Source organism: Streptomyces sp. NPDC006655, from assembly GCF_040703965.1.
GTDB lineage: Bacteria > Actinomycetota > Actinomycetes > Streptomycetales > Streptomycetaceae > Streptomyces.
In genome coordinates this window covers 1-14,888 of sequence record NZ_JBEYJU010000020.1, presented here as the reverse complement: position 1 = coordinate 14,888, position 14,888 = coordinate 1, and the positions used below count along the sequence as shown (strand labels likewise).

The 14,888-nt window shown below is 70.6% G+C and carries 13 protein-coding genes; 10 read left to right on the top strand and 3 right to left on the bottom strand.

The features are described from left to right. Nucleotides 1-57: 57 nt before the first annotated feature. Both AB0958_RS14245 and AB0958_RS14240 read right to left on the bottom strand, forming a co-directional pair. Nucleotides 58-852, bottom strand: coding sequence for an SDR family oxidoreductase (locus AB0958_RS14245; protein ID WP_366890691.1), 795 nt, complete (start codon nt 850-852; stop codon nt 58-60). 239 nt (nt 853-1,091) lie between these two features. Continuing rightward, the gene (locus tag AB0958_RS14240; RefSeq protein WP_366890690.1) at nt 1,092-2,000 is read right to left on the bottom strand and encodes an oxidoreductase; all 909 of its coding nucleotides are present in this window, start codon (nt 1,998-2,000) and stop codon (nt 1,092-1,094) included. Between the two features lie 107 nt (nt 2,001-2,107). On the opposite strand from AB0958_RS14240, the gene AB0958_RS14235 reads away from it, so the two are divergent. The 9 genes from AB0958_RS14235 to AB0958_RS14195 all read left to right on the top strand — a co-directional run bounded on the left by AB0958_RS14235 (nt 2,108) and on the right by AB0958_RS14195 (nt 13,628). Further along, nucleotides 2,108-2,710, top strand: a complete 603-nt coding sequence (locus AB0958_RS14235) for a TetR/AcrR family transcriptional regulator (RefSeq protein WP_366890689.1) — start codon at nt 2,108-2,110, stop codon at nt 2,708-2,710. A 283-nt stretch (nt 2,711-2,993) separates the two neighbouring features. Continuing rightward, a complete protein-coding gene (locus AB0958_RS14230) occupies nt 2,994-4,361 on the top strand; it encodes a S53 family peptidase (protein ID WP_366890688.1) in 1,368 nt (455 codons plus the stop codon). A gap of 389 nt (nt 4,362-4,750) precedes the next feature. Beyond that, complete coding sequence (locus tag AB0958_RS14225) at nt 4,751-6,058, top strand: S53 family peptidase (RefSeq protein ID WP_366890687.1); 1,308 nt, start codon at nt 4,751-4,753, stop codon at nt 6,056-6,058. 351 nt (nt 6,059-6,409) lie between these two features. Then, nucleotides 6,410-6,718 carry a hypothetical protein gene (locus AB0958_RS14220; protein WP_046732870.1) on the top strand — a complete coding sequence of 103 codons (309 nt, stop codon included), beginning with the start codon at nt 6,410-6,412 and terminating at the stop codon, nt 6,716-6,718. 141 nt (nt 6,719-6,859) lie between these two features. Then, a complete protein-coding gene (locus tag AB0958_RS14215; protein ID WP_366890686.1) occupies nt 6,860-7,690 on the top strand; it encodes a hypothetical protein in 831 nt (276 codons plus the stop codon). Next, nucleotides 7,680-9,044 carry a hypothetical protein gene (locus AB0958_RS14210; protein WP_366890685.1) on the top strand — a complete coding sequence of 455 codons (1,365 nt, stop codon included), beginning with the start codon at nt 7,680-7,682 and terminating at the stop codon, nt 9,042-9,044. Before AB0958_RS14215 ends, AB0958_RS14210 begins: the two co-directional genes overlap by 11 nt. Beyond that, nucleotides 9,041-10,600, top strand: a complete 1,560-nt coding sequence (locus AB0958_RS14205) for an SCO6880 family protein (protein ID WP_358984322.1) — start codon at nt 9,041-9,043, stop codon at nt 10,598-10,600. Before AB0958_RS14210 ends, AB0958_RS14205 begins: the two co-directional genes overlap by 4 nt. A 14-nt stretch (nt 10,601-10,614) precedes the next feature. Next, nucleotides 10,615-12,030: an ATP-binding protein gene (locus tag AB0958_RS14200; RefSeq protein WP_366890684.1), complete on the top strand. Its 1,416-nt coding sequence runs from the start codon at nt 10,615-10,617 to the stop codon at nt 12,028-12,030. Nucleotides 12,031-12,041: 11 nt separating this feature from the next. Then, on the top strand, nt 12,042-13,628 hold the full coding sequence (locus tag AB0958_RS14195) for a type VI secretion protein (RefSeq protein WP_366890683.1): 1,587 nt from the start codon (nt 12,042-12,044) through the stop codon (nt 13,626-13,628). 2 nt (nt 13,629-13,630) lie between these two features. On the opposite strand, the gene AB0958_RS14190 is transcribed toward AB0958_RS14195, so the two are convergent. Beyond that, on the bottom strand, nt 13,631-14,191 hold the full coding sequence (locus tag AB0958_RS14190; protein WP_366890682.1) for a GNAT family N-acetyltransferase: 561 nt from the start codon (nt 14,189-14,191) through the stop codon (nt 13,631-13,633). Nucleotides 14,192-14,251: 60 nt separating this feature from the next. Here AB0958_RS14190 and AB0958_RS14185 point away from each other — a divergent pair, with 60 nt between their 5' ends. After that, nucleotides 14,252-14,800 (top strand): isochorismatase family protein, encoded by a 549-nt coding sequence (locus tag AB0958_RS14185; protein WP_366890681.1) that lies wholly within the window; start codon nt 14,252-14,254, stop codon nt 14,798-14,800. Nucleotides 14,801-14,888 lie beyond the last annotated feature (88 nt).

The window sequence follows — 14,888 nt, the reverse complement described above, 5'->3', positions numbered from 1 at the left end:
GAGATTTTTCTGTGAACCGCCCGCGCGGCCGTCCGTACCCGCCTCGGACGGCCCTGCTCAGAACGTCGTGGTCATCCCACCGTCCACCGCGATCGTCTGCCCCGTGATGAAGGAAGCAGCCCCGCTCGCGAGGAAGACGACGATCCCCGCGATCTCCGCCGGGCGGCCCCAGCGCCCCAGGGCGGTCCGGGTCCGCAGCCAGGTCCCCCACTCCGGGTCCGCGGCCGGGTCCGCGTCGGCGCAGGCATCGGCATCGGCATCGGCATCGGCGTACGGGGCGAACGTGCCCGGCGCCACCGAGTTCACCGTCGTACCGCTCGGGCCGAGGTCGGCAGCCAGGGCCCGGGTCAGGCCGTCCAGGCCCGCCTTCGCCGTGGCGTAGGCGACGTCACCGGTGCGGCCCAACTGGCCGACCACGGAGGAGACGTTGATGATGCGGCCCGGCGTGCCCCGCGCGGCCAGGCCCCGGGCCACCGTCTGGCTGAGCGCGTACGCCGAGGTCAGATGGGTGTCGAGCAGCGCCGACAGCTCGTCCGGGGTCATCTCCTCGACGCCCCTGCGGTCCCGGTGGCCCACGTGGTTGACCAGGATGTCGAGGGCGCCGACGGCGGTCACCGCCTCTTCGGCCGCCGCCCGGTCGGTCACGTCGAACGCCACGCCGACCACGTCCAGGCCGTCGGCACGCAGCCGGGCCACCGCCGCCTCCAGTGCCCCCGTGTCCCGCCCGTTGAGCACCACCCGCGCCCCGGCCGCCGCCAGGCCCCGCGCCATCTCCAGACCGAGCCCCCGCACGGAGCCGGTCACCAGGGCCGTACGTCCGGTCAGGGAGAAGTCCACGGCGCCGGCGGTCATACCGCCACCTCCCGGGAAGCCGTCGTCCACGTCGTGTCGGCTCACCGTATCCAGGTCCGGCGCCGGGCTCGCCGGGCGTCCACCACCTGGGCGTTCACTCCCCCGGACGTTCACAGGGCCCACGCGTTCACCGAGCCCGCGGGGTGCGGGGCCCGTGCGTTGCGCGGCCTGTGCGTTGCGCAGTCCGTGCGTTGCGCAGTCCGTGCGTTGCGCAGTCCGTGCGTTGCGCAGTCCGTGCGTTACAGGGCCCGTGCCCCGAGCGGCCAGGTGACCTGGGTCATCTCCTCCGAGAGCGTCCACAGCCGGCGTGCCGCCGCCGGGTCGCTCGCCGCCCGGCTGCGGCCGACCAGCGTCGGCGCGCCCCGCATCTCCCCGAGGCCGTCGGGACCGACGTAGCTCGCACCGGGCAGGTCCTGGGTCGCCGCGTACAGCGTGGGCAGGGTGCCGGCGCGGTCGTCCTGGGCGAGCAGCCGGTTGCCGAGGCCCATACCCAGCCGGGCGAGCGGGTTGGCGTGGTGGCTCTGCAGGTTGGTCGCCGCGTAGCCGGGGTGCGCCGCGAGCGCGCGGACCCGGGAACCGGCCTCCGTGAGACGGCGCTGGAGCTCCAGGACGAACAACAGGTTGGCCAGCTTGGACTGGGCGTAGGCGCGGGTCGGGGTGTAGGTGCCGCGCAGGTTGACGTCGTCGAAGTGGATCACGCCGTCGCCGCCGCGGTGCAGACCGGAGGAGACGGTCACCACCCGGTCGGTGACGTGCGGCAGCAGCAGGTTCGTCAGCGCGAAGTGGCCCAGATGGTTGGTGCCGAACTGCATCTCGAAGCCGTCGGCGGTGCGCTGCTCCGGCAGCATCATCACGCCCGCGTTGTTGATGAGCAGGTCCAGCGGGCGGTCCCAGCCGTCCGCGAACTCCCGCACCGAGGACAGGTCGGCCAGGTCCAGCCGGCGCACCTCCGTGCTGCCGGACACCTTCGCCGCGGCGGCCCGGCCGCGCTCGGTGTCCCGCACCGCGAGCACCACATGGGCGCCCGCCCGCGCCAGCGCGTCCGTGGCCGCCAGGCCCAGGCCGCTGTTGGCCCCGGTGACCACGGCGGTCTTGCCGGAGAGGTCAGGGAGGTCGTTCACGTTCCACTTGTGCTTCTTCTCAGCCATGGCGTCAATGTAGGCGTCGACAACAATGGTGTCAACGACAACAAAGATGACGGCGCCAACAAAGCTGACAGCGTCTACAAAGATGGCAGCGGCAACATCGGGATACCATGGCCTCCATGCCGCAAAGCCGCCCCTACCACCACGGAGACCTGCGCGCCGCCCTGCTCACCAGCGCCGAGCGCACCCTGCGCGAGAAGGGCACCGCCGCCCTGTCCCTGCGCGAGCTGGCCCGTGACATCGGGGTGAGCCACGCCGCTCCCGGCCGGCACTTCAAGGACAAGCAGGCCCTGCTGGACGCGCTCGCGCTCAGCGGCTACGACCGCCTGAACCGCGCCCTGGCCACGGCGGACCTGCCCGAAGCCGCCCTGGAGCCCCGCCTGACCTCGCTCGCCCGGGCCTATCTCGGCTTCGCCGTCGAGAACCCCGAGCTGCTGGCGCTGATGTTCGCCCGCAAGCACGACCCGGACATCGACGCACGGCTGGCCGAAGCCGTCGACATGTCCATGGGGTCCTTCGTCCGGCTGACCGCGGAGGCCCAGCGGCGCGGCGAGATCATCGAGGGCGACCCGGAACGGCTCACCCTCGCCGCCGCCGCCGGCATCCACGGCCTCGCCAGCCTCATAGCCGCCGGCGCCCTGCCCGCGGACGAGGCCCTGGCCGACCTGGAGAGCCACGTCCATCTCCTGCTGCACGGCCTCAAGCCCCGCTGACACAGGATCATTACGCCCCCCCGATGCGCCGTCAACGCGCATTGCCCGGCGCCCCCTTCGGCCCTCCGGGTCAATCGGACCCCAACTTCCGGCCATCCGGCGGCCATTGATCAGTAAGCCCGCGCCGCCCTTGGGTAACGCGGAAGTCAGGTTTCCGAAACCCATCTTGTTGTCGCGTACCCAACAACGCGATGGTCGACGCGGGCCGCCGCCCCCACCGGAAACCACCCCGGTGGTCCCCCCCACCCGCAGGCCTCTGTCCCCTCTTCCAGGAGGCTGTACGTTGCGTACGTCCACCCCCAGCTCCCCCCACACCAGCGGTAGATGGCGCCGGCTCGGCACCGCGTTCGCGGCCACCGCGGCGCTCGCCGCCGCCGGCCTCGGCACCGCGGCCCATGCCACCGCCGCCCCCGCGACCGCCACCCCCAAGGTCAGCACCAAGGCCATCGCCGCCCAGGTGGCGAAGGCCCACGTCCAGTACGAGAAGGCCGCCTGCGGCGCCACCCCGAAGAAGGGATTCGCCGCCTGCGACGCCCTCCGTGTCACCGGCGGCACCACCGCCTTCATGGAGAGGCAGGCCGCGGTCAAGGGCATCGCGCCCAGGACCATCAAGCCGCACGCCGCGTCCGACTCCCCCACCGGATACGGCCCCTCGGACATCCAGTCGGCGTACGGCCTGACCGACGCCGCCGCCGCCAACGGCTCGGGCGAGACCGTCGCGATCGTCGACGCCTACGACGACCCGAACGCCGAGGCGGACCTCGCCACCTACCGCTCGTACTACGGCCTGCCGGACTGCACCTCGGACAACGGCTGCTTCACCAAGGTCTCCCAGACCGGCTCCACCACCTCGCTGCCCTCCGCCGACAGCGGCTGGGCCGGTGAGGAGTCCCTCGACCTCGACGTGGTCAGCGCGACCTGCCCGAACTGCAACATCCTGCTGGTCGAGGCCAAGTCCGCGAGCGACGCCAACCTGGGCGCCGCGGTGAACGAGGCCGTCAAGCTGGGCGCCAAGTTCGTCTCCAACAGCTACGGCGGCTCCGAGTCCTCCTCGGACACGACGTACGACACCTCGTACTACAAGCACCCGGGCGTGGCCATCACCGCGAGCGCCGGTGACGAGGGCTACGGCGCCGAGTACCCGGCCGCCTCCCGGTACGTGACCGCCGTCGGTGGCACCAAGCTGTCCACCTCCTCCAACAGCCGCGGCTGGACCGAGTCGGTGTGGAAGACGTCGAGCACGGAGGGCACCGGCTCCGGCTGCTCCGCCTACGACGCCAAGCCCAGCTGGCAGACCGACGCGAGCTGCTCGAAGCGCATGATCGCCGACGTCTCCGCGGTCGCCGACCCGGCCACCGGGGTCTCCGTCTACGACTCCTACGGCGCCGACGGCACCGGCTGGAACACCTACGGCGGCACCAGCGCCTCCTCGCCGCTGATCGCCTCGGTGTACGCCCTGGCGGGCACCCCGGGCAGCAGCGACTACCCGGCCCAGTACCCGTACAACGCGGCCGGCACCTCGGCGCTGAACGACGTCACCAGCGGCAACAACGGCACCTGCACCACCTCGTACTTCTGCACCGCCCGGTCGGGCTACGACGGCCCGACCGGCTGGGGCACCCCCGAGGGGACCGGCGCCTTCACCGGCTGAGCCCTTCACCGATCGACCTCCCCGTCGGGTCACGGGGAGCCGCCACTGTGAGGGGGACGTGGGGTCCCCTCGGCGGCACGGTAAGAGAGACGGGCCACGGCATCCGGCCGTGGCCCGTCTTTCGTCCCCGACCGCTTTTCCCGCCTTGGCAATTCCCTTGAATCTGCTGTGTGTTGCATCAAGCACCCGCCACCCGCAGGACAACGGACGGCCATCGGCGGGTCAGGCGAAGGCCACGTTCGGCAATGCGGAAGTCAGGATTCCCGACACCCCTTGTTGTCGCGTACTCAACAAAGGATTCTCTTCGCGGACCGCCGTTCCAGATCGCACCCGCACTGCCCCTGTTCGAAGTGTTCCACCCCATTGAGGAACATCAGGAGGCTGCACGCATGCGTTCCACTCCCCCCAGCAGATCGTCCCTCCGCGGTGGCTGGCGCCGTATCGCCACCGCCGCGGCGGCCACCGCCGCCCTCGCCCTCGCCGGCTTCGGCACCGCCGTCCAGGCCACCGCGGCACCTGCCGCCCCGTCGAAGGTGACCTACACCGCGACCCCGTGCGCCACCCCTCAACACAAGGGCGAGCTGGCCTGCAACTCCTTCCGGGTCACCGGCGGCCTCACCGCCTTCCAGAAGCAGCAGGCCGCGAGGACCGGCATCACCCCCAAGGCCGCCGACGCCTCCACCCCGTCCGGCTACAGCCCGGCCAACCTCCGCTCGGCCTACGGCCTGACCTCCGCGGCGTCCGCCAACGGCTCGGGCGAGACCATCGCGATCGTCGACGCCTACAACGACCCGAACGCCGAGTCCGACCTCGCGACCTACCGCTCGTACTACGGCCTGTCCGCCTGCACCACGGCCAACGGCTGCTTCAAGAAGGTCAGCCAGACCGGCTCCACCACCTCGCTGCCCTCCTCCGACGCCGGCTGGTCCGAGGAGATCTCCCTCGACCTCGACATGGCCTCCGCGATCTGCCCCAACTGCAAGATCCTGCTCGTCGAGGCCACCAGCGCCACCATGGCCAACCTCGGCACCGCGGTGAACGAGGCGGTCTCCCTCGGCGCCAAGTTCGTCTCCAACAGCTACGGCGGCTCCGAGTCCTCCTCGGACACCTCGTACGACTCCTCGTACTTCAACCACCCCGGTGTCGCCGTCACCGTCTCCGCCGGTGACAGCGCCTACGGGGCCGAGTACCCGGCCGCGTCCAAGTACGTGACCTCGGTGGGCGGCACCAAGCTGTCGACGTCCTCCACCACCCGCGGCTGGACCGAGACCGTCTGGAAGACCAGCTCCACCGAGGGCACCGGCTCCGGCTGCTCCGCCTACGACGCCAAGCCCACCTGGCAGACCGACACCGGCTGCACCAGGCGCATGATCTCCGACGTCTCCGCGGTGGCCGACCCGGCGACCGGCGTCTCGGTCTACGACTCCTACGGCGTCACCGCCGGCTGGTACACCTTCGGCGGCACCAGCGTCTCCGCACCGATCATCGCGGGCGTCTACGCCCTCGCCGGCACCCCGTCCAGCGGCTCCTACCCGGCGAAGTTCCCCTACAACTACGCCGGCACCGCCAACCTCAACGACGTGACCAGCGGCAACAACGGCACCTGCACCACCTCGTACTTCTGCACCGCCACCACCGGCTACGACGGCCCGACCGGCTGGGGCACCCCCGAGGGCGTCACCGCCTTCACCGGCTGACCCGGTCTCAGGACACACGGTGGGCCCCGGCGTTCGCGCCGGGGCCCACCGGCCGTTTCCCCGTCACCCCCGTGAGAACATCGTCTCGATCCGTCACCCGACCGGCCGTCAGAAACGCGCCAGGTCATGAAAGGGGTCAACGACGGAACCACACGACAGGTTCCGCTCAGGCCTCATTGCCCGGCGTGACCTGCCGTGATACACAGAGTGACCGGACGAGCCTTTCGTACGAAACCCGCCAATCAATGACGTCAAGTCGACATACTCCGGCGGCTTTGTCAGCGAGAATAGAGCGTGACCTCTGCACCGGGCAGGGGCGGCCAGAACTACCCATCAGGGGCGGTGACTTACATGTTCTACGCGGCCGACAAGGGAGACATCAACACCATCATCGGCGGAATCGCTCCGGACTGGGGGCCTTTCGGCAGCCTGGGCAACGAGGCGAAGACGATGATCCAGGTGGTCATGGCCGTGGCCATCCTCATCTGCCTCGGCATCGCCGTCTGGGGTGCCGCCAAACAGCGCATCGGCGCCACAGCTCTCCGCGACACCTTCAGTGCCGAGCAGGGCAAGGGCCTCATCATCGCCGGACTGACCGGGGTCTTCATCATCGGTTCCCTCGGCACCCTGTTCACCATCGTGTACGGCATGGCCGTCTAGGCCGCCTGGACCTCACCCTTCCCCGCTCCGAGGTTGCGTTTCCCTGATGTCGAGTCACCACACCGCGCCCGCGCGGGAACCAGCACGGCTACCGTCGTACTGCTACGCGTTCCGGTACGACGTGGAGGGGGAGTACGCGGCATGAGCCTCGGAGACGAGCCCGGCTACCCGGAGACCGGCCACACCCGCACCCGCCTGCCCGACGACCCCTACGGCGGCGCCTCCCGCCGCGGCGGCCGCTCCTCCTCACGGAGCCTGGTCACGGTCGTCGGCGTGGTCGTCCTCCTGATCGCGGCGATCGCCTTCGCGAACAGAGGCGACGGCGACACCAACGACTCGTCGTCGACCACGACAACCAACGGCGGCGGCAGCCAGCCGACGACATCACCCACATCGGCAACGGGAACCAAGCCGGTGGAAACAAAGAGCGGCGACATCCCCACAGGCTTCGCCCACAGCAGCCAGGGCGCTCAGAGCGCGGCGGCGAACTACGCGGTGACGCTGGGCTCGACCGGCATGTTCAACACGGACAGCCGGCACAGGATCGTCAACGCCCTCTACACGCCGGCCGCGGCCGGCAGACTCCAGACCGCCATGGACACGGCCTACTCGGCGAGCTTCCTCAGCAAACTGGGCCTCGACGCGAACGGCAACGCACCCAAGGGCGACACCTTCGTGTCCCGCACGGTCCCGGTGGGCACCACGGCCGAACAGTACGCCGACAGCAACGCCAAGGTCTCCGTGTGGTACGTCGGGCTCATCGGCATGTCGGGGACGTCCTCGACCAACCCCGTCACCACCACCTGGAAGACCTGGACCTTCGACCTGCAGTGGGCCGACGGCGACTGGAAGATCAGCGCGGACACGCAGAAGGACGGCCCGGCGCCGGTTCCCGGTGACGACCAGGCCGCCGCATCCGACCAGATCAGCAAGGCCGTCGAGCAGTACGGAGGGTTCACTTATGCCCGGTAACCCGCGTCGCGTACTCAAGCTCACCGGCGTCCTGGCCACCGTGCAGACCACTGTCGTCCTGCTGGCGACCCGTGCCGTGGCAGACCCGACACCGTCACCCACCACCAGCCTCACGGCCTCGCCGTCGCCCTCTCCCTCGGCGTCCCCGAGCAGTGACTCCTGCGGTCTGCTGATCGGCCCCGCCAAGGACTACTGCGAAAAGGGCGCCGGCAGCGGCAACAGCGGCGGAGCCGACAACCCCCTCACCTCCACCCTCGACCCCCTCTCCTCCCTCGCCCAAGGCTGCGCCAAAGCCGCCTCCTGGACCGTCGACAAGCTCAGCGGTGCCGTCAAGGAGACCGCCAACGTCGACTTCACCAACGAGAAGTTCCTCCAGCAGTACGCCGTCGTCTTCGCCGCGTCGACGATCCTGACCCTGCTGCTGTGGCTGCTGGCCGTGGCCAAGCGGGCGGTGCGAGGCGTCCCCCTCGGCACCGCCATCTCGGAAGCCATCGGGTTCCTCTGGCTGACCGTCATGGCCTCCGCCTTCACCCCCCTGATCCTCTACACGGTCGTCTCCGCGACGGACGGTGTCAGCGAGGTCCTCGCCAAAACCACCGGCGACCAGACGAACGTGTTCTTCGGCACCTTCTCCGGCGCCCTCAACAAGGGCACCGACATCGGCGGCGGCCCCATCATGCTGATCGTCGTCTCCCTGGTCAGCATCCTCGCCGCCGGCGTCCTGTGGCTGGAGCTGGTCATCAGGGCCGCCCTCCTCTACGTCGGCGCCCTCCTCGGCACCGTCGTCTACGCCGGCCTCGTCGACAAGAACCTGTGGGGCCACGTCCGCCGCTGGGCCGGCATCATGATCGCCGTCATCCTGGTGAAGCCGGTCATCGTGATAGTGCTGGGCCTCGCAGGCGCGCTCTCCTCCGACGGCGGCCCCGACGCCTTCTCCGCCGTCGTCTCCGGCCTCGCCATCATCCTGCTCGCCATCTTCGCCAGCGCGATGATCTACCGCTTCGTCCCCGGCTTCGGCGACGAGATCGCGAACGGCCGCAACAACCGCATCATGCAGGGCGCCGAAGGCAAGGCCGCCGCCGTCATCAGCAGCCCCGCCAACCTGGTCGCCCAGGGCATCCGCACCCACAGCGCCCGCGCCGACAACAACGGCGGCGGCGGTTCCGGCGGCTCCTCCGCCGCCCGCCCCGCCAACCCGGCCTCGGGCGGCGTCGCCGCGCACAGCACCCGCGCCTCGACCGGCGGCGGCGGATCCGTCCCCTCCGCCGCCCCCGCGCCCCGCGCGCCCAGCCCGGTGAACACCCCGCACGCCAGCAACACCCGCAACAACAGCTCCGGAGGTGAGGGGCGTTGACGACCGAGTCCCATCTGTCCCATCCGATGACGCCTCGCCGTACGTATCTCATCGGCCGCGCCCGGCCGAACGCGATCGTCGGCCGCAACCGTGAGTCCGGCGAGATCGGCCTGATCATCGTCGGCGCGTTCCTCGGCATGATGTGCGGGCTCCTCGTCCCGATCCTCTCCCTGCGCATCGTCCTGCTGATGGGCTTCCCGCTGCTCGCGCTGGCCGCGGTCTACGTGCCGTACAAGCGCCGCACGTTCTACAAGTGGTTCGAGATCAACCGCAGCTACAAGCGCACCCTGCGCTCGGGCACCGTCTACCGCTCCGCCGCCAGCGAGGCCGGCACCCGCATCGACGGCCGGGAGGTCGAGATCGGCCCGCCGCCCGGCATCGGCCGTATCAGCTGGCTCGCCGCCCCCTTCGGCCCCGACGAGATCGCCGTACTCCTGCACGCCGACCGCAAGACGGTCACGGCCGCGATCGAGATCGAGGGCCCGGGCGTCGGCCTGCGCGACTCCGAGGACCAGGAAGCCCTCGTCGACCGCTTCGGCACCCTCCTCAAGCACGTGGCCAACGGCGACGGCTTCGTCACCCGCCTCCAGATGCTCGCCCGCACCCTGCCCGCCGACCCCGACGCGCACGCCAAGGACGTCGCCCAGCGCGGCGACGACAAGGCACCGGGCTGGCTCGCGCAGTCGTACGACCAGTTGCAGTCCATGGTCTCCACCAGCAGCGAGCAGCACCGCGCCTACCTCGTCGCCTGCATGCACTACTCCCGCGAACTGGCCGCCGAGGCACACGCCATGGCCCGCGCCGCCCGCCCCCAGGCCGGCCGCAAACTGGACCGCGACTCCGGGCTCGCCGTCGTCATGGCCCGCGAGCTCACCGACATCTGCTCCCGCCTCCAGGAAGCGGACATCCGCGTCCGGCAGCCCCTCGGCCAGGGCCGCCTCGCCTCCCTGATCCACTCCATGTACGACCCGGACCACCCCATCGACCACATCCAGGCGATGACCCAGCGCAACGCCTGGCCGGCCGAACTGGACGCCATGGAGCCGACCTACCTCCAGGCGAAGACCCGCGAGTCGTCCACCCGCGAACCCTGGTGCCACGCCACGGCCTGGGTGAAGGAGTGGCCGATGACCCCGGTCGGCGTCAACTTCCTGGCCCCGCTCCTCGTCCACACCCCGGACGTCATCCGCACGGTCGCGGTCACCATGGACCTCGAACCCACCGAGGTCGCCATCGAGCGCATGCTCACGGAGAAGACCAACGACGAGGCGGAGGCGTCCCGCGCCGCCAAGATGAACCGGACCGTCGACCCCCGCGACATCGCCGCCCACAACCGCCTCGACCAGCGCGGCGAGGACCTGGCCAGCGGCGCCGCCGGCGTCAACCTGGTCGGCTACATCACGGTCTCCTCGCGCTCCCCCGAGGCCCTCAACCGCGACAAGCGCACCATAAGGGCGTCCGCCGGAAAGTCGTACCTGAAACTCGAGTGGTGCGACCGCGAGCACCACCGCGCCTTCGTGAACACACTGCCCTTCGCCACCGGAATCCGAAGGTAGAGGCTGATGCGCTGATGAGGGACCCGCTGTCCGTCCTCACCGAAGCCTTCACGTCCTTCCTGTTCGGGAAGGTCGAGACGACCCGCTCCCCGGTCCGCACCTCCACCGGCCAGGCCCAGGCGGTCTATCTCCCCACGGCCGCCCCCGGCCTGGGCGACTCGGGCGTGATCATCGGCCGCGAGGTGTACTCCGGCAAGGGCTACATCTACGACCCCTTCCAGCTCTACGGCCAGCAACTGCCCGCCCCGCACTGGCTCGTCCTCGGCGAGTCCGGCAACGGCAAGTCGGCCCTGGAGAAGACCTACGTCCTCCGGCAGCTGCGCTTCCGCGACCGCCAGGTCGTCGTCCTGGACGCCCAGGGCGAGGACGGCGTCGGCGAGTGGAACCTCATCGCGGAGGAGCTGGGGATAACCCCCATCCGGCTCGACCCGGCCGCGGCCCTGAACCACGGCATCCGCCTCAACCCGCTGGACCCCTCGATCACCACGACGGGCCAGCTCGCGCTGCTGCGCACCATCATCGAGGTGGCGATGGGCCACGGCCTCGACGAACGCTCCGGCTTCGCCCTGAAGGTCGCCCACTCCTACGTCAACGAGACGATCCTCGAACGCCAACCCGTCCTGACGGACATCGTCGAGCAGCTGCGCCACCCCGAACCGGAGTCCGCCGAGGCGATGAACGTCGCCATAGACGACGTACGGGCCTGGGGCCTGGACGTCGCCCTGGTCCTGGACCGCCTGGTCGACGGTGACCTGCGTGGCATGTTCGACGGCCCCACCACGGTCGGCATCGACCTCGACGCCCCGCTCATCGTCTTCGACCTGTCCCACATCGACCGCAACTCCATCGCCATGCCGATCCTGATGGCGATCGTCGGCGTGTGGCTGGAACACACCTGGATCCGCCCGGACCGCAAGAAGCGCATCTTCCTGGTGGAAGAGGCCTGGCACATCATCAACAGCCCGTTCGTGGCCCAGCTCTTCCAGCGCCTGCTGAAGTTCGGCCGGCGCCTCGGTCTGTCCTTCGTCGCGGTCGTCCACCACCTCTCCGACGTCGTGGACGGCGCCGCGGCCAAGGAGGCCGCGGCGATCCTGAAGATGGCCTCGACCCGCACGATCTACGCCCAGAAGGCGGACGAGGCACGGGCGACGGGCCGCGTCCTGGGCCTGCCCCGCTGGGCCGTGGAGATCATCCCCACCCTCACCCCCGGCATCGCGGTCTGGGACGTCAACGGCAACGTCCAGGTGGTCAAACACCTGGTCACCGAGACGGAACGCCCGCTCGTCTTCACCGACCGCGCGATGACCGAATCGTCCAGCGACCTGGCCGAAGCCGACGACGCGCTGCGCGCCGCCGAGCTGGAGGCGGAAGAGCGGGCGGCGGCCTTCGTGGAACAGCACCTCGGCGACTCCGAGTCGACGGTGGCGTAGGGAGGCCGTGCGTGAGACCGGACCCCCGGCAGGAGCGGGAACACCGCGGCGGTGGCGGCGTTCCCGACGGCCTGCTGATCGGCATACTCGGGTTCCTGCTGGGCGTCACTGTCCTGGTGTGGACGGCGACGGGACTGGCCGCCTGGTTCGCCCACGGCAGCTGGCCCTCGACGGTCACCCTCACCCACACGCCACCGGCGATGCGCCACCTCATCGGCGAACCGCACGACCTTCCCGGCGCCTGGCCGGACACACCGGCGGCCCGGTTGTCGGGGTGGGGCCTGTTCTGGGGCCTGTTCCTCGGCCAGCTGATGATCCTGCTGGTCCTCACCGTGTTCGTGCTGGGCACGGTGACCCGCTGGCGCGCGGCCCGAAGAAGCCGCAAGGCGACAGCCGCGCTGGTGACGCCGGCCGGTCAGACGACGGGGGCCGGTCAGGCAACGGGGGCCGGTCAGACGGCACCGGCCGACACGACCCCGGGCCCGGGCCCGGCAGGAGCGACCGCCCAGGCCCCCTCCCAGGCCCCGAGCCCGGCCGTCCCGACGCCCGCCCACACCGAGCAGGCCCCCGCGAGCCCCGCCCTCCCCGCGCCCGCCACCGTGCAGTTCCCTCCGGCCCTCGCCTCCGACGGTCTCTACGCTCCCCCCTCCCCCGACGGTGAACGTGCGGGCGGGTGGGAAAGGATCCACCTCGCCCCCGTCGAGACCCGCCGGACGACCGCGACCCAGGCCATCCGCGACGCCGCAGGCCCCGCCCTCGTCGTCACCTCCAACCCCACCGTCTGGTCCGAGACCAAGGACGCCAGGGCCAAACTCGGCCCGGTCCTCCTCTACGACCCGAACCACCTCTGCGACACCCCCGCCCGCTTCCACTGGTCGCCCACGGCCGGCTGCGAGGACAAACCGACCGCGGCCCTGCGCGCCCAGTCCCTGCTCACCCCCGTGAAACCCACCGCGAAGATCGACCAGGCGGTCACGGAGACGGCCGAGACCCTTCTGCGCAGCTACCTGCACGCCGCCGCCCTGGAGAACCGCACCGTCCGCCACGTCCACCGCTGGACCCAGGGCACGGGCGTCCAGGACGCCGTACGGACCCTCCGTACCCATCCGAAGGCGGCCCCCGGCTCCGCGGGCGAACTGGAGGCCGCTCTCACCGCCCACCCGGAACGCCGGGACATCGCCCAGGAACTGACGGCCCGTGCCCTGGCCGCCCTCTTCACCGTCAACATCCGCGAGGCCTGCAATCCCAACCGATCCGATGCCCTCGCTTTGGATTCCTTCGTGCATGAAGGGGGCACGCTTTATGTGGTCGGTGAATCCATCGAGGACCCCAGGACCAACCCCGGCGCGATGCCCCTCCTGACGGCCCTCGTCTCAAGCGTGGTCGAGCAGGGCCGGCGCATGGCCGAACGGTCATCCTCCGGTCGGCTCGACCCACCACTCACCCTGGTCCTGGACGACGTGGCGGCCGTGGCCCCCCTCCCGCAGCTGCCCGACCTGCTCGCCACCGGCCCGGACCAGGGCCTGCCGACCCTCGCCCTGCTCCGCTCCCACGAACAGGCCCGGTCCCGCTGGCCGCACCGGGAGCTACCGGTCTAGGACTACCGGTCCAGGACGAACTCCACCTCGGTCTCGGCCGCGTTCTTGTCGAACGGCACGAGGACCCCACTCGGCACGAACCCCGCCTTGCGGTACGCCCCCTGGGCCCGCGCGTTGTCCTCGTGCACCAGCAGCCGTATCCGCTCCGCACCGCGTTCCCGCGCCCAGTCGATCCCGGCGTCGAACAGCGCACCGATCAGCCCGTTCCCGCGGTGCTCGGGCCGGACGAACACCCCGACGACGTGCCCCTGCCGCTGCTCGACCGGGAATCCGGCCCAGTCCGTCGACCCTGCCTCCTCGATCAGCACGGTCACCGAACCGACCCACGTCCCGTCCGCCGCCTCCGCGATGAACTGCCGTGCCGCACCGGCTTCCTCCGCCGACCGCGCGGCCCGCTCCTGGTAGAAGGAGTCGGGCCGGGCCAGCGCCTCCTCGTAGGACTCCAGGAAGGCGATGTACGCGGCCGGGTCCCGCAGGGCGACGAGCCGAAGCCGCTTGACGTCCTCCCACTCGTCGGCCCGTATCGCACGAACGACGTATGCACTGCTGGTCGAAGCACTCATGCGGCCAAGCTAACGCTCACCGGGACCCTGCTGTCAGTGCCCCCCTCTACCGTGAACGTCATGACGACTCTGCCGAACCGCCCGAACACCGCCCTGCTGATCGTCGACGTGCAGAACGGCGTGGTGAACAGCTCCCACAACCGCGACGAGGTCATCGCCAACATCAACACTCTGATCACCAAGGCCCGTTCCGAGGCGGTCCCGGTGATATGGGTCCAGCACTCCAGCGACGAACTGAAGCCGGACACCGCTCCCTGGGAGTACGTCCCCGAGCTGACCCGGGAGGCGACCGAGCCCCTCGTCCACAAGCGCTACGGCGACTCCTTCGAGGCCACCGACCTGGAGTCCGTGCTGGCCGAGCGCGGGGTGGGCCGGCTGGTCGTCACCGGCGCGCAGACGGACGCCTGCATCCGCTCCACCCTGCACGGCGCGATCGTCCGCGGCTACGACGCCACCTTGGTTTCCGACGCCCACACCACGGAGGACCTCACGCAGTACGGTGCGCCGGCCCCGCAGCAGGTCATCTCGCACACGAACCTCTACTGGCAGTGGCAGGAGGCCCCGGGCCGAAAGGGCGGTACGGTCACGACGGCGGACGTTACCTTCTGAAGCCGCAAAGACCTGTAACGCAGAAAACCCCCGCATCCGTAGATGCGGGCGAAGGTGATGGCGAGGGCGAGGAGGGTGCCGAAGAGGG

Coding starts and splice junctions, on each gene's coding strand:
- AB0958_RS14245 (WP_366890691.1), bottom strand. CDS start 852: ATGACCGCCGGCGCCGTGGACTTCTCCCTGACCGGACGTACGGCCCTG.
- AB0958_RS14240 (WP_366890690.1), bottom strand. CDS start 2,000: ATGGCTGAGAAGAAGCACAAGTGGAACGTGAACGACCTCCCTGACCTC.
- AB0958_RS14235 (WP_366890689.1), top strand. CDS start 2,108: ATGGCCTCCATGCCGCAAAGCCGCCCCTACCACCACGGAGACCTGCGC.
- AB0958_RS14225 (WP_366890687.1), top strand. CDS start 4,751: ATGCGTTCCACTCCCCCCAGCAGATCGTCCCTCCGCGGTGGCTGGCGC.
- AB0958_RS14220 (WP_046732870.1), top strand. CDS start 6,410: ATGTTCTACGCGGCCGACAAGGGAGACATCAACACCATCATCGGCGGA.
- AB0958_RS14215 (WP_366890686.1), top strand. CDS start 6,860: ATGAGCCTCGGAGACGAGCCCGGCTACCCGGAGACCGGCCACACCCGC.
- AB0958_RS14210 (WP_366890685.1), top strand. CDS start 7,680: ATGCCCGGTAACCCGCGTCGCGTACTCAAGCTCACCGGCGTCCTGGCC.
- AB0958_RS14200 (WP_366890684.1), top strand. CDS start 10,615: ATGAGGGACCCGCTGTCCGTCCTCACCGAAGCCTTCACGTCCTTCCTG.
- AB0958_RS14190 (WP_366890682.1), bottom strand. CDS start 14,191: ATGAGTGCTTCGACCAGCAGTGCATACGTCGTTCGTGCGATACGGGCC.
- AB0958_RS14185 (WP_366890681.1), top strand. CDS start 14,252: ATGACGACTCTGCCGAACCGCCCGAACACCGCCCTGCTGATCGTCGAC.